Consider the following 25,352-nt stretch of genomic DNA (forward strand, 5'->3'; position numbering starts at 1 on the left):
CAGAATTATTTTTTAAAAGCGTCGGCAAGTTTCTGCGTGCCGGCACGGAAGACGCCTAAATCGCTGCCGACGGCGACAAAGGTCGCGCCCCATTCCAGATAACGACGGGCATCCGCCTCTACCGGCGCCAGAATGCCGCACGGTTTACCGTGTGCTTTGGCGCGGGAGAAAATATGTTGAATCGTCTGCTGCACCTCAGGGTGAGAAGCATTGCCGAGATGACCCAGCGCGGCGGCCAGATCGCTGGGGCCGACGAAAATACCGTCAACGCCTTCTGTTGCAGCGATGGCATCAACGTTATCGACTCCCAGCTGGCTTTCGATTTGAACAATAATGGTGATGTTTTTGTTCGACTGCGCAAAATAATCAGGCACCGTGCCGAACATGTTGGCGCGGTGAGAAACGGAAACGCCGCGAATGCCTTCCGGCGGGTAACGCGTAGAGGCGACGGCGCGAACCGCCTCCTCTTGCGTTTCAACAAAGGGGATCAGGAAGTTATAAAAACCGATATCCAGCATCCGTTTGATAATGACCGGTTCGTTAGTCGGCACACGTACCACAGGCGCGCTGGCACTGCCTTTCAATGCCAATAACTGCGGAATTAAAGTGGTTACATCGTTCGGCGCATGTTCGCCATCCAGCACCAGCCAGTCGAATCCCGCCAGACCGAGCACTTCGGTGGTGATTGGGCTGGCCAGCGCAGACCAGCAGCCAATCTGTACCTGCTGAGCCGCCAGCGCAGCTTTAAACTTATTTGGGAAAATAGCGTTATTCATCGATTATACCTTCGCTTATTTCTTTAATTATCTGGATATGTTGCCGCCGCCACTACTTATAGCGGCGACCATAAATGGTCATTTCAAACTCAGTACGGAGTTTCGCATTTTATTTCCATGGCGATAACCACACATTGCGTCATAATATTTCACCAAAACATTGGCACTTTTTATTATTATCCTGGTACTTTTAAATAACTCGCCAGATATACGTAATTTGCTATTTAGTATAAACAGCATGACGCGGATAATCATTGTGCAAATGCTCATTAAGAAGACGAAATTCAGCGCTTATTTTTAAGCATTCGCCCATGACACTGGGCGCTGATGCACATATTTACGCTTTGTCTGCCTCGCACCAAAAGTTTCATGATCTGTGGTGATCTGGATCACATTCTTATTTTTATACTCCTGCCATTCTTATTTCATTATGAGTAATTTTTATATATCGCTTTCGCGTTTTAATCATAACCAAAATAGATAATTTTTATCATCCAGGCTGGAGAATGCTGAACATGGCCAACATCGAAATTCGCCAGAAATCCCCATCGGCGTTTTATATAAAAGTACACGAAACTGATAATGTCGCCATTATTGTTAATGACAATGGTCTAAAAGCTGGAACATGTTTCCCGGACGGACTGGAACTGATCGAGCATATTCCGCAAGGTCATAAAGTCGCCCTGAAAACTATCCCCGCTCATGGCGAAATCATTCGTTACGGCGAAGTGATCGGCTATGCGGTACGCGACATCTCATGTGGAAGCTGGATCGACGAATCACTGGTTGAACTACCAAAAGCGCCGCCGCTAAATACACTGCCGCTGGCAACCAAAGTCCCTGAAGCACTGCCGCCGCTGGAAGGCTACACGTTTGAGGGCTATCGTAACGCCGATGGCAGCGTGGGCACCAAAAATCTGCTTGGCATTACTACCAGCGTACACTGTGTGGCGGGCGTGGTCGATTATGTGGTGAAAGTGATAGAGCGCGATCTGCTGCCCAAATACCCGAATGTGAATGGCGTCGTGGGATTGAACCATCTGTACGGCTGTGGCGTGGCCATCAACGCGCCGGCGGCGGTGGTGCCAATTCGCACGATCCATAATATTGCGCTCAACCCCAATTTTGGCGGTGAAGTCATGGTGATTGGCCTCGGCTGCGAGAAACTTCAGCCGGAGCGACTACTGGAGGGTACTGATGATATCCCGGCTATTCCTCTTGAAAACGCCAGCATTGTGCGTCTACAGGACGAGCAGCATGTCGGCTTTAAAGCAATGGTCGATGATATTTTGCGGGTTGCCGAACGTCACCTGGCGACACTCAATCAGCGTCAGCGTGAAACCTGTCCGGCCTCCGAACTGGTGGTCGGGATGCAGTGCGGCGGCAGCGACGCATTTTCTGGCGTCACAGCCAACCCGGCGGTAGGCTACGCTTCAGATCTACTGGTACGCTGCGGCGCGACAGTCATGTTCTCGGAAGTCACCGAGGTACGCGACGCCATCCATCTGCTGACGCCTCGCGCCGTTAACGAAGAGGTGGGCAAGCGCCTGCTGGAAGAGATGGCCTGGTACGATAACTACCTTGATATGGGGAAAACCGATCGCAGCGCTAACCCGTCCCCTGGCAACAAAAAAGGCGGCCTGGCAAATGTGGTGGAAAAAGCGCTGGGTTCGATCGCCAAATCCGGCAAAAGCGCCATTGTGGAAGTGCTGTCGCCAGGCCAACGACCGACCAAACGCGGACTGATTTACGCGGCAACACCTGCCAGCGATTTTGTTTGTGGCACGCAGCAGGTTGCCTCCGGTATCACCGTGCAGGTGTTCACCACCGGGCGCGGTACGCCGTACGGGCTAATGGCGGTGCCGGTCATTAAAATGGCGACGCGTACCGCGCTGGCGAACCGCTGGTATGACTTAATGGATATCAATGCGGGCACCATCGCCACAGGAGAAGAGACCATCGAAGACGTAGGCTGGAAGTTATTCCACTTTATTCTGGATGTCGCCAGTGGCCGGAAAAAGACGTTCTCTGACCAGTGGGGCTTACATAATCAATTGGCGGTGTTCAACCCGGCGCCAGTAACCTGATCCAGGCAATGCCGGAGGGCAACCACACCTTGTCCGGCCTGGGATAACCACACAATCCTGTAGGCCGGGTAAGCGCCAACGCTACCCGGTATTTTTACATCATTTTACCCTTATACAAGCATGTCCACCCGACATGCTTTTTTACGTCTGTCTTTCGTCGCCTTACATTTTCTTTCGAAACTTTCATTTATCAGATCATAATCACAAAAAAACATTCCGAAAGCCTATAGATTCTTTCGAAGAAAACAAACGAAAGATTTCGGAGGAAGGATGTTTATCATTTCAGGCAAAACAATGCTCAGGAAGGCGCAGCAGGAAGGTTATGCTGTGCCGGCATTTAACATCCACAATCTCGAGACGTTACAAGTGGTGGTGGAAACCGCGGCAGAATTGCGCTCTCCGCTGATTGTCGCCGGTACACCAGGCACCTTTAGCTACGCTGGCGTCGGCAATATTGTAGCCATTGCCGCAGAGCTGGCGAAAAGCTGGAACCACCCTCTCGCGGTACATCTCGATCATCATGAAAAATTAGCTGACATCAAAATGAAAGTCGCCGCAGGAGTACGCTCAGTCATGATCGACGGCTCGCATTTTCCCTTTGCCGACAATATTGCGCTGGTAAAAAGCGTGGTTGATTACTGCCACCGCTACGATGTCAGCGTGGAAGCCGAACTTGGGCGTCTCGGCGGGCAGGAAGACGATCTTATTGTTGACGGCAAAGATGCACTCTATACCCATCCGGAACAGGCCCGGGAATTTGTAGAAAAAACAGGCATCGACTCGTTAGCCATTGCTATCGGCACCGCTCACGGCCTCTATGCCGCTGAGCCGAAGCTTGATTTTGAACGGCTGACGGAAATTCGTCAGCGAGTTGATGCTCCCCTGGTTTTGCACGGCGCCTCTGGTCTGCCGACCCGCGATATTAGACGCGCTATCTCACTGGGCATCTGCAAGGTTAACGTCGCGACCGAACTCAAAATCGCCTTTTCCGGCGCACTCAAAAATTATTTAACACACCACCCGGACGCCAGCGATCCCCGGCATTACATGATTCCGGCGAAAGCGGCCATGAAAGACGTTGTTCGCAAAGTGATTGCCGACTGCGGTTGTGAAGGGAAGCTCTAAAAGTATCCCGGATTTAGCACGGCAAAGGACGTTTTCAATAGCGGGATCACGAAAGCCATTATTATCCTTTGCCTTCAAACCAAAAATATTATGAAGATAAACAAAAGATATCGGAGCCAAAAGTGAAAGAAATAATTTCTCGTCACAAAGCAGGGGAACAGATAGGGATCTGTTCTGTATGTTCAGCACATCCGCTGGTGATTGAATCTGCATTACGTTTTGATCTGCATACCGACAATAAGGTTCTGATTGAAGCGACGTCTAACCAGGTGAACCAGTTTGGCGGTTATACCGGTATGAAACCTGCTGATTTTCGTGATTTTGTCTATGGCATCGCCCAGGAGGTGGGTTTTCCGCGCGAGCGACTTATTTTAGGCGGTGATCACCTGGGACCTAACTGCTGGCAAAACGAACCCGCGGATACGGCGATGGAAAAATCTGTTGAGCTCATTAAAGCGTACGTCACTGCCGGGTTTAGCAAAATCCATCTTGACGCCTCTATGTCCTGCGCCGACGACCCCACACCGCTGGACCCAATGGTCGTTGCTGAACGCGCCGCCCTGCTTTGCCATGCAGCGGAAACGACAGCGACTGATGAGCAAAAACACCAGTTAACGTACGTTATTGGCACTGAAGTTCCCGTTCCTGGGGGAGAAGCCAGCGCCATTGGTACCGTTCATGTTACCCGCGACCAGGATGCGGCCCGTACGCTGGAAACCCATCAGGTTGCGTTTCACGCCTTAGGATTGGACGAGGCGGTAGGCCGTATTATCGCCATTGTCGTACAGCCAGGCGTTGAGTTCGACCACACGCAGATTATTCATTATCAACCACAGGCCGCTAAAGCCCTTTCCACCTGGATCAAAAAAACGCCGATGGTCTATGAGGCGCATTCGACCGATTATCAGACGCGAAAAGCCTATCGTGCACTGGTACGCGATCATTACGCCATTCTGAAGGTTGGTCCGGCGCTCACATTTGCATTGCGCGAAGCCCTTTTTGCGCTCGCACAAATGGAAAACGAATTGATCTCGCCAGAACAACGTAGTCGGGTACTGGAGGTCATTGATGAAGTTATGCTAAACGAGCCCGGCTACTGGAAAAAATACTACCGTCCAACCTGGAGCCAGGCGATGGTCGACATCCACTTTAGTCTGTCTGACCGTATTCGCTATTACTGGCCGCACCCGCGTATTCGTCAAAGCGTAGAGAAGTTACTCGCCAATCTGAATAACGTCACATTGCCGCTGGGATTAATTAGCCAGTTTATGCCCGTACAGTTTGAACGCCTGTCTGAGGGCGTGCTCACCCCCACGCCGCATAACCTGATTATTGACAAAATTCAGGATGTTCTGCGCGCCTACCGCTTTGGTTGTACGCCGGATATCGCCTGAATAATGGAGAGTCTATGAGCCAACTATTTGTCCGAACCGGAATCGCATTCGACTCGTGCCAACAGGCGCTGGCGCACATTGGAAAAGAGATGCTGGCGAAAGGTGTGGTACACGACAGTTATCCGCAAGCGCTGGTGGAACGTGAAGCGTCTTTTCCCACCGGTATTGCGCTGGAACGTCACGCTGTCGCTATCCCTCATTGCGAGGCGATTCATGCGAAATCTCCCGCTATCTATCTGATTCGTCCAGATAAGCCGGTCATGTTTCAACAAGCGGATGATGATGAACAGATTGCCGTTTCGTTAATCATCGCTTTAATCGTTGAGAACCCTGCGGCACAGCTAAAGCTTCTGCGCCGCCTGTTTAGTGAGCTACAAAATCCGAATACCCTCGATGTCCTGTTAAGCGCGCCTGACAGCGAACTGGCGATACGCTTTCAGAAAACCATCCTTAAACCTGAGCAGTGCGTACAGGTTTGATAATAAATTGATAATAAGAGGAATACCCTATGAAACGTAAAGTAATTGTGGCCTGTGGCGGTGCGGTTGCAACCTCAACGATGGCTGCGGAAGAAATTAAAGAGCTGTGTGAAGCCAACCGTATCGAACTTGATTTAGTACAGTGCCGGGTAAACGAAATCGAAACCTATATGGACGGCGCCGATCTTATTTGTACCACCGCCCGCGTCGATCGTACTTTCGGTGATATTCCCGTCGTTCACGGTATGCCTTTTGTTTCCGGCGTGGGGATCGAGGCCTTGCAGCAAAAAATTCTGTCTATTCTCATGGGGTAACGTATGTTTAGCGAAATAATGCGTTATATCCTCGATTTAGGGCCCACGGTGATGTTGCCTCTGGTCATCATCGTGTTCTCTAAACTGCTCGGCATGAAGCTTGGGGATTGTTTTAAGTCGGGTTTACATATTGGTATCGGCTTTGTAGGTATTGGTCTGGTCATTGGCCTGATGCTGGACTCCATCGGCCCGGCGGCAAAAGCCATGGCGGAGCATTTCCAAATCAACCTCCATGTTATTGACGTAGGCTGGCCGGGCTCATCACCGATGACCTGGGCATCGCAAATTGCGCTGGTCGCGATTCCCGTTGCCATCGGGGTTAACGTCCTGATGCTGGTAACTCGCATGACGCGCGTGGTGAACGTCGATATCTGGAATATCTGGCACATGACTTTCACGGGCGCCATGCTGCACCTGGCGACCGGCTCATATTGGCTGGGGATTCTGGGCGTGGTGGTTCATGCCGCCTTTGTCTACAAGCTGGGAGACTGGTTTGCCAAAGATACCCGCGACTATTTTGGCCTGGAGGGGATTGCTATCCCGCATGGTTCCTCCGCTTATCTTGGCCCCGTAGCAGTTCTCGTTGATACGGTTATCGAAAAAATTCCGGGCCTTAATCGTATTCACTTCAGTGCAGATGATGTTCAAAAACGCTTCGGCCCCTTTGGCGAGCCGGTCACCGTTGGCTTCGTGATGGGGATAGTCATTGGTTTACTGGCAGGTTACGACGCCAAAGCCGTTCTGCAACTGGCGGTCAAAACCGCGGCGGTGATGCTGCTTATGCCACGTGTCATTAAGCCTATCATGGATGGCTTAACGCCTATCGCAAAACAAGCGCGTAAACGCCTACAGGCTAAGTTTGGCGGCCAGGAGTTTTTGATAGGTCTGGACCCGGCGCTACTGCTCGGCCACACCTCGGTCGTTTCCGCCAGCCTGATATTCATACCGCTGACCATCCTGATTGCCGTCTTAGTGCCGGGTAACCAGGTACTGCCGTTTGGCGACCTTGCCACTATCGGTTTCTTTGTCGCGATGGCGGTCGCGGTACACCAGGGCAACCTGTTCCGCACGCTAATTTCCGGTGTGATTATCATGGGCATCACCCTATGGATATCCACACAGACGATTGGTCTGCATACCCAGTTAGCCGCTAATGCCGGCGCGCTAAAAACAGGCGGTCAGGTTGCCTCTCTGGATCAGGGCGGTTCCCCCATCACCTGGCTGCTGATTCAACTGTTTACCTGGCAGAACATCGTCGGATTCGTCGTGATAGGTATTATCTATCTGGCTGGCGTACTACTGACCTGGCGCCGTGCCCGTCAATTTGTCGCGGCTGAGAAAGCCGTATCTCTACAACAAAGTCAAACCACCTCTTAATTCCAGGGGAGCAGTCGCTCCCCTCACCTTGCTGGAGAATGTTATGAAATCAGTGGTTATTCACGCTGAGGGAGACGTACGCGTCGAAGAACGCCCTGTGCCACAACTGCAAGCCGACGACGATGTATTGGTAAAGGTCGTCAGTTCCGGGCTTTGCGGGTCGGATATCCCACGTATTTTCGCGCAGGGCGCGCATTATTATCCTATCACGTTAGGTCATGAATTCAGCGGCTACGTTGAATCCTACGGCACAGGCGTAACGGATATGCAGCCCGGCGATGCCGTCGCTTGTGTCCCGCTTCTGCCCTGTTTTCACTGCCCGCAATGCGAACGTGGTTACTTTTCTTTATGCAAACAGTATCAGTTTGTAGGATCGCGTAGCGAAGGCGGTAATGCAGAATATGTGGTGGTCAAACGGGCCAATCTTTTCCGCTTGCCATCTGATATGCCGATTGAAGATGGCGCATTGATCGAACCGATTACCGTAGGCTTGCACGCCTTTCATCTGGCGCAGGGCTGTGAAGGGAAAAACGTTATTATCGTCGGTGCCGGGACCATTGGCTTGCTGGCATTACAGTGCGCGCGAGAACTGGGCGCCCGCAGCGTGACGGCGATTGATATCAATCCGCAGAAACTGGAACTTGCGAAAGCGCTGGGCGCAACGTACACCTGTAACAGCCAGGAGATGACTGCCGCCGATATTCAGAACGCGTTGTCCGACGTACAGTTTGAGCAACTGATACTCGAAACGGCAGGCACTCCTCAAACCGTCTCTCTGGCTATCGATATCGCCGGGCCGCGCGCGCAGTTGGCGCTGGTCGGTACGTTACACCACGACCTGACTCTGCAGGCGCACACATTCGGCTTAATTTTGCGTAAAGAACTGACGCTCCTCGGCAGTTGGATGAACTATTCCGCGCCGTGGCCAGGCGAAGAGTGGGAAACCGCAGCGCGTCTGTTAAGCGAAAAACGTCTTCAACTTTCCCCTCTCATTGCCCATCGTGGCGATGCAGAAAGCTTTGCAGAAGCGGTTAAAGCGCTTAATGGCGCCCCTATGCAAGGCAAAATCCTGCTTCAACTTTCCTGAAGGTACGAGCCAGCAACCTGCGCTGGCTCACACTTCCTTTCGAAATTTAACGTTCACCTTTCGCAATCCTTCGATTAAACTAGTTACAGTTAATTATCAGGCAAATCAATATGAACTCCTTTGAGCGAAGAAATAAAATTGTCGACCTGATTAATATGCAGGGCAGCGTGTTGGTCATGGACCTTTCGAATACCTTTGGTATTTCTGAAGTGACTATCCGCGCCGACCTGCGTCTGCTGGAAGAGAAAGGCCTGGTCACCCGCTTTCATGGTGGTGCGGCAAAACCAGGAAGTCATCTGGCGGAAGGCGACAATCAGGAAGTCATTCTGGAAGATCGGTACCAACTCGCCAGCGATCCGAAAAAACGGATTGCCCAGGCAGCGGCGGCAATGGTTGAAGAAGGGATGACGATCATTCTGGATAGCGGGAGCACCACGCTACTGATTGCGGAAGCGCTCGCCCGGAAAAGCAATATTACGGTTATCACTAATAGCCTGCCAGCCGCTTTTACTCTGTCAGAAAATAAAGATCTGACATTGGTGGTCTGCGGCGGTACGGTGCGGCATAAAACCCATTCAATGCACGGTACGATTGCGGAACGTTCGCTACACGGAATTAGCGCCGATTTAATGTTTGTCGGGGCAGATGGCATTGATGCGACAAACGGCATTACCACGTTTAACGAAGGTTATTCCATTAGCGGCGTCATGGCGGCGGCAGCGCACAAGGTTATCGCGGTACTGGACGCGACCAAATTTAACCGTCGCGGCTTTAACCAGGTATTGCCGATGGACAAGATCAACTGTGTGATAACAGATGACACGATCAGTAAACAGGATAAAGCGGCATTAGCGAAAACAAGCGTGGAATTAATGATCGTCTAAAAAGGAGTCGGTTATGCGTTGCTGATCGCGAGAGTAAGCCACGAAGGAAAGGTCCGGCCCGCTATCACCGCCCAATGCCCCCATCAATTTACCCACATCAATCACCTGATTGAGTATTAACGCGATGGTGATAAAAGGCGGTTCCCGGACGCTCACTTTTACTCTTCCTGCTGCGCCAGCGCATATTTATACAGTGCGTTCTTTTTCACGCCGTGGATTTCGGCTGCCAGCGCCGCCGCTTTTTTCAGCGGCAACTCGGCCTGCAACAACGCCAGCGTGCGCAGCGCGTCGGCGGGCAGATCGTCCTCTTGCGCTTTATGTCCTTCGACAATCAGTACCATCTCACCTTTACGGCGGTTTTCATCCTCTTTCACCCACGCCAGCAGTTCGCCGACCGGCGCGCCATGAATCGTCTCCCAGGTTTTGGTCAGCTCACGCGCCAGCACTACGTAGCGGGATTCGCCCCAGACCGCCACCATATCTTCCAGGCTATCCAGCAGACGATGGGTGGATTCATAAAAAATTAACGTCCGTGGTTCTGCTTCAATCGCCTTCAACGCATCGCGACGGCCTTTGGATTTGGCCGGCAAAAAACCCTCATAGCAGAAGCGATCGGAAGGCAGCCCCGCAGCGCTTAATGCCGCGATCGCCGCGCACGGCCCCGGCAGCGGCACCACCCGGATGCCCGCTTCGCGACAGGTACGCACCAGATGGTAGCCCGGATCATTAATTAACGGCGTGCCGGCATCAGACACCAGCGCAATGTTCTGCCCCTCTTTCAGTTTCGCCACCAGCGTTTCCGCTTTTTGTTGTTCGTTATGGTCATGCAACGCGAACAGCCGGGCGTTAATCGCGAAATGTTGCAGTAATAAACCAGTATGACGGGTGTCTTCAGCGGCAATTAAATCAACGGCTTGTAAAACTTCCAGCGCGCGTTGGGTAATATCAGCCAAATTCCCGATAGGAGTAGGTACAATAAAGAGTTGGCCCTGAGAATTATCCGCCGATTCATTTTGTTTCATTGTGTCGTCCGTATTGCCGATTTAATATTGAGCATTGCGTAAAAAAAATATCACTGGATACAGTATGGTACCCTCAACATTTTCTCGTTTGAACGCCGCGCGCGCGCTGCCTGTCGTCCTAGCGGCACTGCTTTTCGCCGGGTGCGGCACCCAGGCGCCAGATCAAAGCGCAGCCTATATGCAAGGCGTAGCGCAAGCTGATTCCGGCTTCTATCTGCATCAGATGCAGCAAAGCGCAGATGATAGCAAGACCAACTGGCAATTACTCGCCATTCGTGCATTGCTAGAAGAAGGTAAAAGCCAGCAGGCTGTCGACCTGTTTAACCAACTACCGCAGAATCTGAACGATACTCAGCGCCGCGAGCAGTCGCTACTGGCTGTCGAGATCAAACTGGCGCAGAAAGATGTGGCAGGCGCACAGGCCTTGCTGGATAAGCTAAAACCTGCTGACTTTGCACCAAACCAGCAAGCGCGTTACTGGCAGGCGCAGGTAGACGTCAGCCAGGGGCGTCCATCGCTGACCCTGCTGCGAGCGTTAATTGCCCAGGAACCGCTGCTGGCGGCAAAAGATAAACAGAAAAATATCGACGCTACCTGGCAGGCGCTCTCCGCCATGACGCAGGATCAGGCCCGGACGCTGGTCATCAACGCCGATGAAAATGTGCTTCAGGGCTGGCTGGATCTGCAACGTGTCTGGTTTGATAACCGCAACGATCCGGACATGCTGAAAGCCGGGATCGCCGACTGGCGAAAACGCTACCCACAAAATCCGGGGGCGAAAATATTGCCGACGCCACTCGTTAACGTCCAACGTTTCAAAGCTGCGTCTACCAGCAAAATCGCTCTGCTGCTACCACTGAACGGTCAGGCCGCCGTGTTTGGCCGCACCATACAGCAAGGTTTTGAAACCGCGAAAAACCTCGGCACCCAGGCAGTAGAGATGCAGCCCGCCGTCGCGCCTGACGCGCCCGTCGAACCAGACGTGGATGACTCGCAGCCACAAATAACGAACGGTGTCGCCAGCCCGTCACAAGCCTCTGTGAGCGATCTGACGGATGACGCTCAATCCCAGCCCGCTACGCCAGTCAGCGATACACAGGATGCGCCTGCGCAACCGGTGACAGCAAGCGCGCCGGCTAACCCTTCCGCCGAACTGAAAATCTACGATACCTCTTCCCAGCCGTTGGATCAGGTTCTTGCCCAGGTTCAGCAAGACGGCGCCAGTATCGTGGTCGGGCCGCTGTTGAAAAACAATGTGGAAGCGCTGATGAAAAGCAACACGCCGCTCAACGTACTGGCGCTCAACCAGCCAGAAACGGTACGCAGCTTCCCTAATATCTGCTATTTCGCACTCTCTCCGGAAGATGAAGCCCGTGACGCGGCGCATCATATTTATGACCAGGGCAAGCAGTCGCCGCTACTGTTGATCCCACGTAGTTCGCTGGGCGATCGCGTGGCGAACGCCTTCACCCAGGAGTGGCAAGAACTGGGCGGCGGCATCGTGTTACAGCAAAAATTCGGCTCTGTCGCCGAACTGAAAATGGGTGTGAACGGCGGTGCGGGTATCGCGCTAACGGGCAGCCCGGTCGCTGCCAGCGTACCGACGCAACCAGGCGTTACCATTGGCGGTTTAACCATTCCTGCGCCGCCGACCGATGCGCAGATCACTGGCGGTGGGCGTGTAGACGCGGTCTATATTCTGGCTACGCCGGAAGAGATTGGGTTTATCAAACCGATGATCGCCATGCGTAACGGTAGCCAGAGCGGCGCGACGCTGTACGCCAGTTCGCGTAGCGCGCAGGGAACATCCGGCCCCGACTTCCGCCTGGAGATGGAAGGGTTGCAGTACAGCGAAATCCCTATGCTGGCGGGTGGCAACATGCCGTTGATGCAGCAGGCGCTGAGCGCCGTACATAATGACTATTCTCTGGCCAGGATGTACGCCATGGGCGTGGACGCCTGGACGCTGGCGAACCACTTTTCGCAGATGCGTCAGGTCCCAGGATTTGAGATTAACGGCAATACCGGCGCGTTAACCGCCAGCCCGGATTGTGTGATTAACAGGAAGTTATCATGGCTCAAATACCAGCAAGGGGAGATTGTTCCCGCCAGCTAACGACTAAACAGACCGGAGACGCGTGGGAAACCGCTGCGCGTCACTGGCTGGAACGCAAAGGACTGCGGTTTATCGCCGCCAATGTTCATGAGCGCGGCGGCGAAATCGATCTGATTATGCGCGACGGAAAAACCACGGTTTTTGTCGAAGTCCGCTATCGACGCTCCGGGCTTTATGGCGGCGCGGCGGCCAGTGTGACCCGCAGCAAACAACACAAATTATTACATACTGCCCGCTTGTGGCTCGCCCGCCAGAATGGGAGTTTTGATACTGTGGATTGTCGGTTCGATGTGTTAGCCTTCACCGGAAATGAGATTGCGTGGTTTCGGGATGCGTTTAACGACCACTCATAATTGAAGATTTTAAGGATTAGCGTGCTCGAAAGAATCAAAGTCTGCTTTACAGAAAGCATTCAAACTCAAATTGCTGCGGCGGAAGCGCTTCCGGATGCCATTTCCCGCGCCGCCATGACGCTGGTTCACTCCCTGCTTAACGGCAACAAAATTCTCTGTTGTGGTAATGGGACGTCCGCTGCCAACGCACAGCATTTTGCTGCCAGCATGATTAACCGCTTTGAAACGGAGCGGCCCAGTTTACCCGCCATTGCACTAAATACCGATAATGTGGTCTTAACAGCGATCGCCAATGATCGTCTGCACGATGAAGTTTATGCAAAACAAGTCCGGGCGCTGGGGCATGCAGGCGATGTTTTACTGGCGATCTCTACGCGTGGTAATAGTCGCGATATCGTAAAAGCCGTTGAAGCAGCCGTCACGCGTGACATGACCATCGTGGCGCTAACCGGGTATGATGGGGGCGAGCTGGCCGGACTGCTGGGGCCGCAGGATGTTGAAATTCGTATCCCTTCACACCACAGCGCACGCATTCAGGAAATGCATATGCTAACGGTAAACTGCCTGTGCGATTTGATCGATAACACGCTTTTTCCTCACCAGGATGATTAAGGAGTACACATGAAGGCATTTTCGCCGCTCGCAGTCCTTATTTCTGCGTTGCTATTGCAAGGTTGCGTCGCCGCCGCGGTAGTGGGTACGGCCGCCGTTGGTACCAAAGCTGCAACCGACCCGCGCAGCGTGGGTACCCAGGTGGATGACGGAACGCTGGAACTGCGTGTCAGCAGCGCGCTGTCGAAAGATGAGCAAATTAAAAAAGAGACGCGCATCAATGTCACTGCCTATCAGGGCAAGGTTTTATTAGTCGGCCAGTCGCCAAACAGCGAACTCTCCGCACGCGCTAAGCAGATCGCGATGGGGGTTGAAGGTACTACCGAGGTGTATAACGAGATTCGCCAGGGGCAGCCTATCGGCCTGGGAACCGCCTCTAACGATACCTGGATCACCACGAAAGTGCGCTCACAGTTACTAACCAGCGATCAGGTAAAATCGTCAAATGTGAAAGTGACGACCGAAAATGGTGAAGTATTCCTGCTGGGACTAGTGACTGAGCGTGAAGGTAAAGCGGCAGCGGATATCGCCAGCCGGGTGGGCGGTGTAAAACGCGTGACCACTGCCTTTACGTATATTAAATAACTTGTTCGCCGGATAGCGGCATCAATGCCCTATCCGGCCTAAAATGCAGCGTTAACGCAGGCAGGGAAAGCAAAGCGTCCCCGGTGCTCCTGTCTTACACCAGCGCCAGGCTTCCCACTATCATGCCCGCTATTGCTACCAGCACCCCGGTCAGCCACAACGCTTTTGCCGGAAAAGCGCTACGTAGCATAATTAACGAAGGCAGGCTGATAGCGGGTAACGTCATTAACAATGCCAACGCGGGTGCGGTGCCCATCCCTGCCAGCATCAGCGTTTGCACAATGGGAATTTCTGCCGCTGTCGGGATCACAAACAAACAGCCCGCCACAGCCATCGCTATCACCCACATCAGGCTATTATCCATCGCGCCATCGGCATGGGGAAACAGCCAGACACGGGCAGCGCCTAATACCAACACCGCCAGGATATAAACCGGAATCGTACTCCAGAAAAGCGCCCATAACGCCTTTCCCCAACGCGCAAAAAATCCGCCCTGCGGTTCAGGTTCAGCGAGCGCCACTGGCATGATGGGCTGCGGCGTCTCTTGTACCCATGTCTGTACCAGCGTTGCCACGACCAGCACCATCGCCAGTCCAGCGATCAGCCGAATTGCCGCAAAATGCCAACCGAGAACAAAGCCCATAAACACCAGAGTCGCCGGGTTTAACAGCGGATTCCCCATCCAGAATGCCAGTGCTCCGCCCATGGACGCCTGCCGACGACGCATTCCTGCGACAACCGGCGCCGCGCAACAAGTGCACATCATGCCGGGCAGCGAAAAAAGCGTGCCAAATAGCGTGCCGCGAAAGCGCGACGCCCCCAACGTTCTCCGCAGCCAGTCACGGGGGATCAGAACCTGAATCAGCGATCCGAGTAGCACCCCCAGCACCGCTGCCTTCCAGACCGCGATAAAATAGACCATTGCATAGTCCCACGCCGCCCGCCACGGATTGGTTGCGGCTCGCGCCAGGATGGATTGACCGATGCTGTGCGTTTCCGCCGCAGTGAAGGCTTTGCCGTAATAAGGTTGCCATTTCACATACCAGAGACCGAAGATGACCACCAGAAAAAAGAGTGCGGGTTTCCACCATTGAAACGGTGTTGCCGCCTGAGATGAAGACTGACCAGCCATAACATTCCCCAGGAGATGATAAGATAAATTAAGTCCGGGAATACTACGCTTTCAGAGAGAGGTTGGAAATGGTGTTTTTTGCCGGATGAGGGCTACGCTTTATCCAGCCTACAGGCGATACGCAGGTGTAAGCCGGATAAAACGCCTCAGCGTCGCCATCCGGCAAATACCCGGCGCAACTACACTGCTTTTTCCCGCAGTTGCGATGAAGTCAGAATCGTCACACCGTCCTGGTCTGGTGTCAGCGCTACCGCCAGCATGGCGCGCGCCACATCCCGTGCGTCAATCGATTTCCAGTTTCCAGGCAGCAGCCGGAATAGTGGAGCGAACAGCGTTTCGTTCATCCGCTGATGCGTTCTGTCGCCCAGCAGCATTGAAGGCCGGGCGATCGTCAAACGAGGCCATTTTTGCGCGATTAATGCCTCTTCCATTTCCCCTTTCACCCGGTTATAGAAAAATGGAGAGTGCGCATTTGCTCCCATCGAACTGACCACCAGCATGTGCTGCGCCCCCAGGCGACGTCCGGTCAGCGCGGTATCGACTACCAGCGTATAATCCGCATGAATAAACGCTTCTTTACTTCCCGCTTCACGCCGGGTGGTGCCCAGACAGCAAAAGACAATATCCACCGGGTCGGTTACCTGCGCTAACGCGTCCGTAAGTTGCGGATCGTGAGGGTTATAGACGCCGGCAACATCCGTCAGCGGGCGACGCGTCGGCGCGGCAATAGCGCTTACCTGCGGGGCATTCATCAGCATTCTCAGCAGATGGCCGCCCACCAGTCCGGTCGCGCCAGTAATCAGTACCTGACTCATTCTCGCTCCTTTACAGAATTGTCCACCTTGCACTCTCAGCCCCATCGACCAGGCTTAATAGTCTACGAGGTAAGTATCCATCATTGTGGGAAATTTGCCTGATCCAAAGCCAACACTGCGGAGGAAACGCATGAGTAAGAAAATTGCCGTTTTGATTACCGATGAATTTGAAGATTCAGAATTTACCTCGCCCGCAGCCGAATTCCGCCAGGCCGGGCATGAGGTTATTACTATCGAAAAAGAAGCAGGTAAAATGGTGAAAGGAAAACAAGGCGAGGCCAGCGTCACCATTGATAAGGCGATTGATGATGTTCGCCCCGACGATTTCGACGCCTTGCTATTACCGGGCGGGCATTCGCCAGACTCGCTACGCGGCGACAGCCGTTTCGTGGATTTTACCCGCGACTTCGTGAACAGCGGCAAACCGGTCTTTGCCATTTGTCACGGCCCACAATTGCTGATCAGCGCTGATGTCATTCGTGGCCGCAAACTCACTGCGGTGAAACCGATTATTATCGATGTGAAGAACGCAGGCGCGGAGTTTTACGATCAGGAAGTTGTTGTCGATAAAGACCAGTTAGTGACCAGCCGTACGCCTGACGACCTGCCGGCATTTAACCGCGAGGCACTACGTTTGCTGGGCGCGTGAATCGCGTAGCCAGTGCATTTTTTTACCAAATCCCAGCGTGTTGTCGGTGAATTTAATTTCATCCAGCCGGATTTCCCACACTGGCGCGGGCAGCACTCTGGCGACCGGGAAGCGACGAAGATATGCTTTACGCGCTACGTCGCTCTCCTGCCCTTCCAGACGGCGCATTTCCCCTTTAAACTGTACACCGCGGATACACGCTACCGTTTTCGGCTGACCGTTGACCGTGCCCGCGACCGACGCACGCGGTCCTGACATTTGCGCGTGGCGGGTTTTATCCTCCGTTAACAGATAAAACACAACGTTTTGCGCATCGAACAGATAAAACGCGTTGGCGCACCACAGTTCTCCCTCATGATGTACGCACCAGGTCACTACATGTTGTTTTGCCAGCCAACGGCTAATGGCGGTAAGTGTGTCCATCTTTATTCTCGCTTATACTGGGAATCTGAAAATTATCATTCTGATGGCGACAATGACACCCTGGTATCTGTATCTGATTCGTACCGCCGACAACGCGCTTTACACCGGGATAACCACCGATGTGGCGCGACGTTACAAACAGCATCAAACGGGAAAAGGCGCAAAAGCGTTACGGGGAAAAGGCGAATTAACGCTGGCATTTGCGGCGCAGGTGGGCGATCGCTCGCTGGCCCTGCGCATAGAATATCGCATTAAACAGCTCACAAAGCGTCAGAAGGAATGCCTGGTGACAGAACGCGAGACATTTGAGGCGTTGCTGGCCAGTTTGCAAACGCCAACGCTTAAAAGCGATTAAAATGATCGTGATACTCCACCAGGCCAGTCACGCCTTCCAGCGCATCCTCGGCTAAACGGTGTACCTGGAAAGCGCTTTCCGTACCGGGCCAGCGGCAGTGAAGATCGTAATGGGCAGCCAGTTCAAAACCGAAACGGCTGTATAACGCCGGATCGCCCAGAGTCACCACCGCCGCGTAGCCGAACTCGTTGAGCGAATCCAGTCCTTCATAAACCAACTGGCGCGCCAGCCCTTGCCCACGGTAGTTTTCATCAACCGCCAGCGGCGCCATGCCAACCCACTGTAGATCTTCGCCCTGTACGTCAACCGGACTAAACGCCACATAGCCGACCACCTGACCTTCATCATCCGTGGCCACCAGCCCCAGCGTCAGGAGACCATCTTCACGCAGATCGTGAACCAGCTTCGCTTCCGCATCGCTTTCGAATGAACGGCGCAGCAGCGCATCAATACCAGGCGCATCAATGGGTATTTCGACTCGAATTAGCATGGCTCACCTACCGAGGTCTGTTTAGTTTCCGACGAGGGCTTCATGCCCGCCTCAACAAAATCCGCCAGTTGCAGCAGCATAACGCGTAACGCTTTCGGCATCTGCTCCAGTTCGATGGCGTCCATCAAATTCTTCACATACAACCCTAACTCAGTATCGCCTTCAATAACCAGTCGGCGTTGGAAAAAGAGCGTATCCGGATCCTGCTTACGGGCAGCTATCATTAACAGATCGCTGGCGTCGGCGCTAAAACTGACGTCGGCGTCCGCCTGCTGGCTTACGATCAGTTTTTCATTTTCAACCGTGGTATACCACTGCAGGCCAATATCACGAACGTGAATGCTTAACCAACGACCTTCGAGGAATTCCAGCTCTCCATCGGCCAGCGCCTGACGAAACTGCCAGCTCAGGACCTGTTCCAGAACCTGGCGCTTTAGCGCAAAGGGCGTCAGTTTAACCGGTACGCTCATCAGAGACGGGCCAGCATGAACTAAGCGTGAACGCAGTTTATCTAACACGAGCTTTACTCCCTGTTTCCATAGTCCTGTTATTTTGCCATATCCAATAAATCACATGGCGGCGTAAATCAACAAATGAGTCTGATTTTCTACCCCATTATTGGTGTTACCAATACGCCTTTAACTGCCTTAAATCAAAAATTGTCGCAGCAAGGTTAACTAAAATCCCTGTTCGTTAACAATTTTGCGTCTCAGACGTAACCCTCAGGATAAATTATGGAGCTGCTCTGCCCTGCCGGAAACCTTCCGGCGCTGAAGGCGGCCATCGAAAACGGCGCTGACGCCGTTTACATCGGGTTAAAAGACGATACCAATGCCCGTCACTTTGCCGGCCTTAACTTTACCGAAAAAAAATTGCAGGAAGCGGTGAACTTTGTTCATCAGCATCGCCGCAAATTACACATCGCCATTAATACTTTTGCGCATCCGGACGGCTATGCCCGCTGGCAGCGCGCCGTGGATATGGCGGCGCAGCTTGGCGCCGATGCGTTGATCCTCGCAGACCTCGCCATGCTGGAATACGCCGCAGAGCGTTACCCGCACATTGAGCGCCATGTTTCCGTTCAGGCCTCGGCAACCAACGAAGAGGCGATCAATTTTTATCATCGCAACTTTAATGTCCATCGTGTAGTACTGCCACGCGTATTGTCGATTCATCAGGTGAAGCAACTCGCCCGCGTCACGCCGGTGCCTCTGGAAGTCTTTGCCTTTGGCAGCCTGTGCATTATGGCGGAAGGTCGCTGCTATCTCTCCTCCTATCTGACTGGAGAGTCGCCTAACACCGTTGGCGCTTGTTCTCCTGCTCGCTTTGTTCGTTGGCAGCAAACCCCGCAGGGGCTGGAATCGCGTCTGAACGATGTGCTGATCGACCGTTATCAGGACGGCGAAAACGCGGGCTACCCGACACTGTGTAAAGGCCGCTATCTGGTGGATGGCGAACGCTATCATGCGCTGGAAGAACCCACCAGCCTCAACACGCTGGAACTGCTGCCGGAGCTGATGGCGGCCAACATTGCCTCAGTGAAAATCGAAGGCCGCCAGCGCAGCCCGGCCTATGTCAGCCAGGTGGCGAAAGTGTGGCGCCAGGCGATCGATCGCTGTAAAGCCGACCCGCAGAACTTCATTCCACAGCGCGACTGGATGGAGACGCTCGGCGCGATGTCTGAAGGCACCCAGACCACGCTCGGCGCGTATCATCGTAAATGGCAGTGAGAGGAACTATGAAATATTCCTTAGGGCCGGTACTTTATTACTGGCCAAAAGAGACACTGGATGATTTTTATCAGCAGGCCGCCGAAAGTAGCGCTGACGTTATTTACCTGGGCGAAGCGGTGTGCAGCAAGCGTCGCGCCACTAAAGTCGGCGACTGGCTGGAGATGGCGAAATCTCTCGCCGCCAGCGGCAAGCAGGTGGTGCTCTCCACGCTGGCGCTGGTCCAGGCGTCATCTGAATTAGGCGAGCTAAAACGCTATGTGGACAACGGCGACTTTCTGCTGGAAGCCAGCGATCTCGGCGTGGTAAACCTGTGTGCCGAGCGCAAGCTGCCGTTTGTTGCAGGCCATGCGCTGAACTGCTACAACGCGGTAACGCTGCGCCTGCTGCTCAAAGAAGGCATGGTGCGCTGGTGTATGCCGGTGGAGTTATCCCGCGACTGGTTGGTAAATTTGCTCAATCAGTGTGATGAGCTGGGTATCCGCAATCAGTTCGAAGTGGAGGTATTGAGCTATGGGCATCTGCCGCTGGCCTACTCCGCCCGCTGCTTTACCGCCCGCTCAGAAGATCGTCCGAAAGATGAGTGCGAAACCTGCTGCATCAAATACCCGAACGGACGCAACGTGCTTTCACAAGAAAACCAACAGGTGTTTGTCCTCAACGGCATCCAGACCATGAGCGGCTATGTTTATAACCTCGGCAACGAACTGGCGTCGATGCAGGGGCTGGTGGACATTGTCCGGCTGTCGCCGCTGGGTACGGAGACATTTGCCATGCTTGACGCCTTTCGTGCTAACGAAAACGGTGATGCGCCATTAGCGCTTGCCGTACATAGTGACTGTAACGGCTACTGGAGGCGTCTGGCGGGACTGGCGTTACAGGCCTGATAAGCGCAGCGCCAACAGGTATTCAGTCTAATAAAGCTCACTTTGTTAACCACATTCGCTAATCTTTAATGCAGTATGAAAAGATTAACGGATAACAAAGTGAGCAGTTATGACTGACAAAACGATTCCATTCTCAGTGCTGGATCTGGCGCCGATCTCTGAAGGGGCTTCGGCAAAAGAGGCCTTCTCACACTCGCTGGATCTCGCTCGCCTCGCTGAAAAGCGTGGCTATCATCGCTACTGGCTGGCGGAACATCACAACATGACCGGTATCGCCAGCGCGGCAACCTCGGTGCTGATTGGCTATCTGGCGGCGAACACGACCACACTGCATTTAGGCTCCGGCGGCGTGATGCTGCCTAACCATTCTCCTCTGGTGATTGCCGAGCAGTTCGGCACGCTGAATACGCTCTATCCAGGGCGTATCGATTTAGGTCTGGGGCGCGCGCCGGGTAGCGACCAGCCGACGATGCGCGCGCTGCGCCGCCATATGAGCGGCGATATTGATAACTTTCCGCGCGACGTAGCTGAACTGGTGGGCTGGTTTGATGCCCGCGATCCTAACCCGCAGGTGCGTCCAGTGCCCGGCTACGGCGAGAAAATTCCGGTATGGCTGCTTGGTTCCAGTCTGTATAGCGCGCAACTGGCGGCACAGCTTGGCCTGCCGTTTGCGTTCGCCTCGCACTTTGCGCCGGACATGCTGTTCCAGGCGCTGCACCTCTACCGCACCCAGTTCAAACCTTCAGCGCGGTTGGCAAAGCCATATGCGATGGTGTGCATCAACATCATTGCCGCCGACAGCAATCGTGATGCGGAATTCCTGTTTACGTCAATGCAGCAGGCGTTTGTGAAGTTACGCCGTGGGGAAACGGGGCAACTGCCGCCGCCGATCGAGAACATGGATACCTTCTGGTCGCCGTCCGAGCAGTATGGCGTGCAGCAGGCGTTGAGCATGTCGCTGGTCGGTGATAAAGCGAAAGTTCGCCACGGGCTGGAAGCTATTCTGCGGGAAACCCAGGCGGATGAAATTATGGTTAACGGCCAGATCTTTGATCATCAGGCGCGGCGGCATTCGTTTGCGCTGGCGATGGAAGTGAAAGAGGAGTTAGTGGGGTAGTTCGGCTTGTCCGGTGGCACTTCGCTTACCGGGCCTACACGACCTGTAGGCCCGATAAGGCGCAGCCGCCATCCGGCGCACGTTTACTGATAAACCGGGAGCAGATTAAAGCTCGACAAGATGTGTACCAGGGCGTTCCCCACGCCAAATGCCAGAATCAGCGCAATCATTGGTTTACCGCCCCAGACACGGAATTTCGGACTGCCGAAACGTTTACGTGATTTACGCGCCAGCAACGCCGGAACGATTGCCGCCCAAATGGTTGCCGCAAGACCGGCATAACCAATGGCATACAAAAAACCGTTCGGGTACAGCAAACCGCCCACCATCGGTGGTATAAAGGTCAGCAGCGCAGTCTTAAAGCGCCCCATGGCCGAGTCATCAAAGCCAAACAGATCCGCCAGATAGTCAAACAGGCCCAGCGTTACGCCGAGGAAAGAACTGGCAACGGCAAAGTTAGAGAACACGACCAGCAGTAGATCCAGGCTGCGGCTGTTCAGCACACCGCTTAGCGCTTGTACCAGCACATCAATATTGCCGCCCTTCTGCGCAATGCCAATAAATTCAGGACGCGGGATGTTGCCCATTGTCCCCAGCAACCAGACGCTATAAAGCACCAGCGCCAGCAGGGTGCCATACACCAGGCATTTGACGATTGTTCGCGGATCTTTACCGTAATATTTCATCAGACTCGGCACGTTACCGTGATAACCAAAAGAGGCCAGACAGAATGGCAAAGTCATCAGCAGGTATGGCGTATATGACGCGTTGCTTTCGGCCACGTTAAATAGCGTGGCAGGCTGAACGTGCCCCAGCAGGCTGCCGAAGGTTAGGAAGAAAGTAATCACTTTGGCACCCAGCACAATCGCCGTCATTCGACTGACCGCTTTTGTACTCAGCCACACCACAAACGCTACCAGCAGCGCAAAACCAAACCCTGCGGCACGCGCCGGTACATTCAATGACATTTCGGCAAAAGTATGATGCAGAATCGAACCGCTCGCGGAGATATAGGCATAGGTCAGGATGTAAAGCACAAAGGCAATGGAAATACCGTTGACAACGTTCCAGCCTTTCCCCAGCAGGTCTTTAGTAATGGTGTCGAAGCTCGATCCTATGCGGTAGTTCAGGTTAGCTTCGAGGATCATCAGTCCAGAATGCAGCATACAAAACCAGGTAAAAACTAATGCCGCCATCGACCAGAAGAACCACGCCCCGGACATAACCACCGGCAGGGAGAACATCCCCGCTCCAATGATTGTCCCGCCGATAATCACCACGCCGCCAAGCAGCGAAGGTGACGTTTGGGTGGTGGTTAGTGTTGCCATTCAGCCATCTCTCCAGTCATTTATATTGTGACCACTTATCAATACGTCACACTGTACCAGTACGCGAGTACAAAAGAAATAAAAAAAGCCCCGATAATAACATCGGGGCTGTATATTTTACTTTACGCTGCGAAAATGCAGGTCAACGAGAATTAGGCATCGCTACCGAAACGACGACGGCTGGCACCTTCTTCACGACGAGGACCACGGCTACCTTCACGACGCTCGCCGCTGAAACGACGGCCATCACCACGGCCACCTTCACGACGTTCACCGCTAAAATTACGACCGCCTTCACGACGCTCGCCACCAAAACCACGACCACCACCACGACGCTCACCACCGGTATGCGGCTGTGCATCGCCCAGCAGTTGCATATTCATCGGTTTGTTCAGAATGCGAGTACGCGTAAAGTGCTGCAGTACTTCACCCGGCATACCTTTCGGCAGTTCAATGGTGGAGTGAGAAGCAAACAGCTTAATATTACCAATGTAGCGGCTGCTGATATCACCTTCGTTAGCAATCGCACCAACGATATGGCGTACTTCTACGCCGTCATCACGGCCCACTTCGATGCGGTACAACTGCATATCGCCAACATCACGGCGTTCGCGACGCGGACGATCTTCACGGTCGCCACGCGGACCACGATCGTTACGATCGCGCGGACCACGATCATCACGATCACGGAATTCGCGCTTCGGACGCATCGGCGCGTCTGGCGGCAGGATCAGCGGACGTTCGCCCTGCGCCATTTTCAGCAGCGCGGCAGCCAGCGTTTCAAGGTCCAGTTCTTCGCCTTCGGCGGTCGGCTGGATTTTCGCCAGCAGCGCACGGTACTGATCCAGATCGCTGCTTTCCAACTGCTGCTGAACTTTTGCGGCGAATTTTTCCAGACGACGCTTGCCTAACAGTTCCGCATTCGGCAGTTCAACTTCCGGAATGGTCAGCTTCATGGTGCGTTCGATGTTGCGCAGCAGACGACGCTCGCGGTTCTCAACGAACAGCAGCGCGCGGCCAGCGCGACCCGCGCGACCAGTACGGCCAATACGGTGAACGTAGGACTCAGAGTCCATCGGGATATCGTAGTTCACCACCAGGCTAATGCGTTCAACGTCGAGGCCACGGGCCGCAACGTCGGTGGCAATCAGGATATCCAGGCGGCCATCTTTCAGGCGTTCCAGAGTCTGCTCACGCAGCGCCTGGTTCATGTCGCCGTTCAACGCGGCACTGTTATAGCCGTTACGCTCCAGCGCTTCCGCCACTTCCAGAGTCGCGTTTTTGGTACGCACGAAAATTATCGCCGCATCAAAATCTTCCGCTTCCAGGAAACGCACCAGCGCTTCGTTTTTACGCATTCCCCACACCGTCCAGTAGCTCTGGCTGATGTCAGGACGGGTGGTCACGCTGGACTGAATGCGCACTTCCTGCGGCTCTTTCATAAAGCGGCGGGTAATGCGACGAATCGCTTCCGGCATGGTGGCGGAGAACAGAGCGGTCTGATGACCCTCCGGGATCTGCGCCATAATAGTTTCAACGTCTTCAATGAAGCCCATACGCAACATTTCGTCGGCTTCATCCAGCACCAGGCCACTCAGTTTAGAGAGGTCCAGAGTGCCACGCTTCAGGTGGTCCAGCAAACGTCCCGGCGTACCGACGACGATCTGCGGCCCCTGACGCAGGGCGCGTAACTGCACGTCATAACGCTGGCCACCGTACAAGGCAACCACGTTTACGCCGCGCATATGTTTAGAGAAATCCGTCATCGCTTCAGCGACCTGAACCGCCAGTTCGCGGGTCGGCGCCAGCACCAGAATCTGTGGTGCTTTCAGCTCAGGATCGAGATTGTTGAGCAGCGGTAAAGAAAACGCTGCGGTTTTGCCGCTACCGGTCTGGGCCATACCCAGCACGTCGCGACCGCCCAGCAGATGCGGAATGCACTCTGCCTGGATTGGAGATGGTTTTTCGTAACCCAGATCGGTAAGGGCTTCAAGGATAGGAGCCTTCAGCCCCAGATCTGCAAAAGTGGTTTCGAATTCAGCCATGTAGTACGTGTGCCTCAAAATTAATGGCGGCCAGTCTACATAACTCATCATGAAATTGATCTGCAATTTTCATTGAAAAGTGTGAACCGGCTCAAAGTAGGTGTATTAACGAACAACAACGCCCTCACCCGCAAAGGTGATGGCAATCAAAAAGATTACGGGCTGATATG

General features: G+C 53.7%; 28 protein-coding genes. 17 read left to right on the top strand and 11 right to left on the bottom strand.

Annotated features, from left to right (window positions below):
* Positions 1–5 precede the first annotated feature (5 nt).
* Positions 6–776: a 2-dehydro-3-deoxyglucarate aldolase gene (gene garL / locus SBG_RS14935; RefSeq protein ID WP_001057713.1), complete on the bottom strand. Its 771-nt coding sequence runs from the start codon at positions 774–776 to the stop codon at positions 6–8.
* A gap of 515 nt (positions 777–1,291) precedes the next feature.
* Between garL and garD the strand changes: the two genes are divergently transcribed.
* The 8 genes from garD (at position 1,292) to SBG_RS14975 (ending at position 9,523) form a co-directional block, all read left to right on the top strand.
* Complete coding sequence (gene garD / locus SBG_RS14940; RefSeq protein ID WP_015703027.1) at positions 1,292–2,863, top strand: galactarate dehydratase; 1,572 nt, start codon at positions 1,292–1,294, stop codon at positions 2,861–2,863.
* 270 nt (positions 2,864–3,133) lie between these two features.
* Positions 3,134–3,988, top strand: coding sequence for a tagatose bisphosphate family class II aldolase (locus SBG_RS14945; protein WP_000469975.1), 855 nt, complete (start codon positions 3,134–3,136; stop codon positions 3,986–3,988).
* A gap of 122 nt (positions 3,989–4,110) precedes the next feature.
* Complete coding sequence (gatZ, locus tag SBG_RS14950; RefSeq protein ID WP_000658733.1) at positions 4,111–5,382, top strand: tagatose-bisphosphate aldolase subunit GatZ; 1,272 nt, start codon at positions 4,111–4,113, stop codon at positions 5,380–5,382.
* Positions 5,383–5,396: 14 nt separating this feature from the next.
* Positions 5,397–5,861, top strand: a complete 465-nt coding sequence (gene gatA / locus SBG_RS14955) for a PTS galactitol transporter subunit IIA (protein WP_000080441.1) — start codon at positions 5,397–5,399, stop codon at positions 5,859–5,861.
* 29 nt (positions 5,862–5,890) lie between these two features.
* Positions 5,891–6,175 carry a PTS galactitol transporter subunit IIB gene (gene gatB, locus SBG_RS14960; RefSeq protein WP_000824297.1) on the top strand — a complete coding sequence of 95 codons (285 nt, stop codon included), beginning with the start codon at positions 5,891–5,893 and terminating at the stop codon, positions 6,173–6,175.
* 3 nt (positions 6,176–6,178) lie between these two features.
* Positions 6,179–7,552, top strand: coding sequence for a galactitol-specific PTS transporter subunit IIC (locus tag SBG_RS14965; protein WP_000490606.1), 1,374 nt, complete (start codon positions 6,179–6,181; stop codon positions 7,550–7,552).
* 43 nt (positions 7,553–7,595) lie between these two features.
* A complete protein-coding gene (gatD, locus tag SBG_RS14970; RefSeq protein ID WP_000844189.1) occupies positions 7,596–8,639 on the top strand; it encodes a galactitol-1-phosphate 5-dehydrogenase in 1,044 nt (347 codons plus the stop codon).
* Positions 8,640–8,749: 110 nt separating this feature from the next.
* Positions 8,750–9,523: a DeoR/GlpR family DNA-binding transcription regulator gene (locus tag SBG_RS14975; protein WP_001083894.1), complete on the top strand. Its 774-nt coding sequence runs from the start codon at positions 8,750–8,752 to the stop codon at positions 9,521–9,523.
* On the opposite strand, the gene SBG_RS22840 is transcribed toward SBG_RS14975, so the two are convergent.
* The gene (locus SBG_RS22840) at positions 9,509–9,679 is read right to left on the bottom strand and encodes a hypothetical protein (protein ID WP_020845334.1); all 171 of its coding nucleotides are present in this window, start codon (positions 9,677–9,679) and stop codon (positions 9,509–9,511) included. The genes SBG_RS14975 and SBG_RS22840 overlap by 15 nt on opposite strands.
* Positions 9,680–9,681: 2 nt before the next feature.
* Complete coding sequence (gene rsmI, locus SBG_RS14980) at positions 9,682–10,545, bottom strand: 16S rRNA (cytidine(1402)-2'-O)-methyltransferase (protein ID WP_000812280.1); 864 nt, start codon at positions 10,543–10,545, stop codon at positions 9,682–9,684.
* Positions 10,546–10,609: 64 nt separating this feature from the next.
* Here rsmI and SBG_RS14985 point away from each other — a divergent pair, with 64 nt between their 5' ends.
* Genes SBG_RS14985 through dolP form a run of 4 tightly spaced genes read left to right on the top strand, consistent with a single transcriptional unit; the run spans position 10,610 to position 14,211 of the window.
* The gene (locus tag SBG_RS14985; protein ID WP_000249249.1) at positions 10,610–12,661 is read left to right on the top strand and encodes a penicillin-binding protein activator; all 2,052 of its coding nucleotides are present in this window, start codon (positions 10,610–10,612) and stop codon (positions 12,659–12,661) included.
* Positions 12,619–13,014, top strand: coding sequence for a YraN family protein (locus SBG_RS14990; protein ID WP_000057286.1), 396 nt, complete (start codon positions 12,619–12,621; stop codon positions 13,012–13,014). Before SBG_RS14985 ends, SBG_RS14990 begins: the two co-directional genes overlap by 43 nt.
* Before the next feature lie 21 nt (positions 13,015–13,035).
* Positions 13,036–13,626, top strand: a complete 591-nt coding sequence (gene diaA, locus SBG_RS14995; protein WP_000893481.1) for a DnaA initiator-associating protein DiaA — start codon at positions 13,036–13,038, stop codon at positions 13,624–13,626.
* Positions 13,627–13,635: 9 nt separating this feature from the next.
* Positions 13,636–14,211 (top strand): division/outer membrane stress-associated lipid-binding lipoprotein, encoded by a 576-nt coding sequence (gene dolP / locus SBG_RS15000; protein WP_000643279.1) that lies wholly within the window; start codon positions 13,636–13,638, stop codon positions 14,209–14,211.
* A 94-nt stretch (positions 14,212–14,305) separates the two neighbouring features.
* On the opposite strand, the gene SBG_RS15005 is transcribed toward dolP, so the two are convergent.
* Together SBG_RS15005 and SBG_RS15010 are read right to left on the bottom strand one after the other, a co-directional pair.
* The gene (locus SBG_RS15005) at positions 14,306–15,343 is read right to left on the bottom strand and encodes a permease (RefSeq protein ID WP_000918621.1); all 1,038 of its coding nucleotides are present in this window, start codon (positions 15,341–15,343) and stop codon (positions 14,306–14,308) included.
* Between the two features lie 179 nt (positions 15,344–15,522).
* Complete coding sequence (locus tag SBG_RS15010) at positions 15,523–16,158, bottom strand: NAD-dependent epimerase/dehydratase family protein (protein ID WP_000084529.1); 636 nt, start codon at positions 16,156–16,158, stop codon at positions 15,523–15,525.
* A gap of 130 nt (positions 16,159–16,288) precedes the next feature.
* Between SBG_RS15010 and SBG_RS15015 the strand changes: the two genes are divergently transcribed.
* The gene (locus SBG_RS15015) at positions 16,289–16,807 is read left to right on the top strand and encodes a type 1 glutamine amidotransferase domain-containing protein (RefSeq protein WP_000037594.1); all 519 of its coding nucleotides are present in this window, start codon (positions 16,289–16,291) and stop codon (positions 16,805–16,807) included.
* Here the strand turns inward: SBG_RS15015 and SBG_RS15020 are convergent.
* Entirely contained in the window at positions 16,787–17,230 is a 444-nt protein-coding gene (locus SBG_RS15020; RefSeq protein ID WP_000380414.1) for a YhbP family protein, read from the bottom strand. The genes SBG_RS15015 and SBG_RS15020 overlap by 21 nt on opposite strands.
* 37 nt (positions 17,231–17,267) lie before the next feature.
* Between SBG_RS15020 and SBG_RS15025 the strand changes: the two genes are divergently transcribed.
* The gene (locus SBG_RS15025; RefSeq protein ID WP_077909588.1) at positions 17,268–17,585 is read left to right on the top strand and encodes a GIY-YIG nuclease family protein; all 318 of its coding nucleotides are present in this window, start codon (positions 17,268–17,270) and stop codon (positions 17,583–17,585) included.
* On the opposite strand, the gene SBG_RS15030 is transcribed toward SBG_RS15025, so the two are convergent.
* Both SBG_RS15030 and ubiT read right to left on the bottom strand, forming a co-directional pair.
* Positions 17,572–18,075, bottom strand: coding sequence for a GNAT family N-acetyltransferase (locus tag SBG_RS15030; RefSeq protein WP_000908568.1), 504 nt, complete (start codon positions 18,073–18,075; stop codon positions 17,572–17,574). The genes SBG_RS15025 and SBG_RS15030 overlap by 14 nt on opposite strands.
* On the bottom strand, positions 18,069–18,593 hold the full coding sequence (gene ubiT, locus SBG_RS15035; RefSeq protein ID WP_000884722.1) for a ubiquinone anaerobic biosynthesis accessory factor UbiT: 525 nt from the start codon (positions 18,591–18,593) through the stop codon (positions 18,069–18,071). Before ubiT ends, SBG_RS15030 begins: the two co-directional genes overlap by 7 nt.
* A gap of 216 nt (positions 18,594–18,809) precedes the next feature.
* Here ubiT and ubiU point away from each other — a divergent pair, with 216 nt between their 5' ends.
* The 3 genes from ubiU to SBG_RS15050 all read left to right on the top strand — a co-directional run bounded on the left by ubiU (position 18,810) and on the right by SBG_RS15050 (position 21,809).
* Positions 18,810–19,805, top strand: coding sequence for a ubiquinone anaerobic biosynthesis protein UbiU (gene ubiU / locus SBG_RS15040; protein WP_000421303.1), 996 nt, complete (start codon positions 18,810–18,812; stop codon positions 19,803–19,805).
* 8 nt (positions 19,806–19,813) lie between these two features.
* Positions 19,814–20,692: a U32 family peptidase gene (locus tag SBG_RS15045; RefSeq protein ID WP_000877708.1), complete on the top strand. Its 879-nt coding sequence runs from the start codon at positions 19,814–19,816 to the stop codon at positions 20,690–20,692.
* A 109-nt stretch (positions 20,693–20,801) separates the two neighbouring features.
* Entirely contained in the window at positions 20,802–21,809 is a 1,008-nt protein-coding gene (locus tag SBG_RS15050; RefSeq protein ID WP_000130445.1) for a luciferase-like monooxygenase, read from the top strand.
* Positions 21,810–21,892: 83 nt separating this feature from the next.
* On the opposite strand, the gene mtr is transcribed toward SBG_RS15050, so the two are convergent.
* The 3 genes from mtr to yrbN form a co-directional block, all read right to left on the bottom strand.
* Positions 21,893–23,137: a tryptophan permease gene (mtr, locus tag SBG_RS15055; RefSeq protein ID WP_000224391.1), complete on the bottom strand. Its 1,245-nt coding sequence runs from the start codon at positions 23,135–23,137 to the stop codon at positions 21,893–21,895.
* A 152-nt stretch (positions 23,138–23,289) separates the two neighbouring features.
* On the bottom strand, positions 23,290–25,182 hold the full coding sequence (gene deaD, locus SBG_RS15060) for an ATP-dependent RNA helicase DeaD (RefSeq protein ID WP_000807241.1): 1,893 nt from the start codon (positions 25,180–25,182) through the stop codon (positions 23,290–23,292).
* The gene (gene yrbN / locus SBG_RS22680) at positions 25,175–25,255 is read right to left on the bottom strand and encodes a protein YrbN (protein WP_010723222.1); all 81 of its coding nucleotides are present in this window, start codon (positions 25,253–25,255) and stop codon (positions 25,175–25,177) included. The genes deaD and yrbN overlap by 8 nt, the downstream gene beginning before the upstream one ends.
* Between the last annotated feature and the right edge of the window lie 97 nt (positions 25,256–25,352).

This window comes from Salmonella bongori NCTC 12419 (assembly GCF_000252995.1).
In the GTDB taxonomy this organism is placed as follows: domain Bacteria; phylum Pseudomonadota; class Gammaproteobacteria; order Enterobacterales; family Enterobacteriaceae; genus Salmonella; species Salmonella bongori.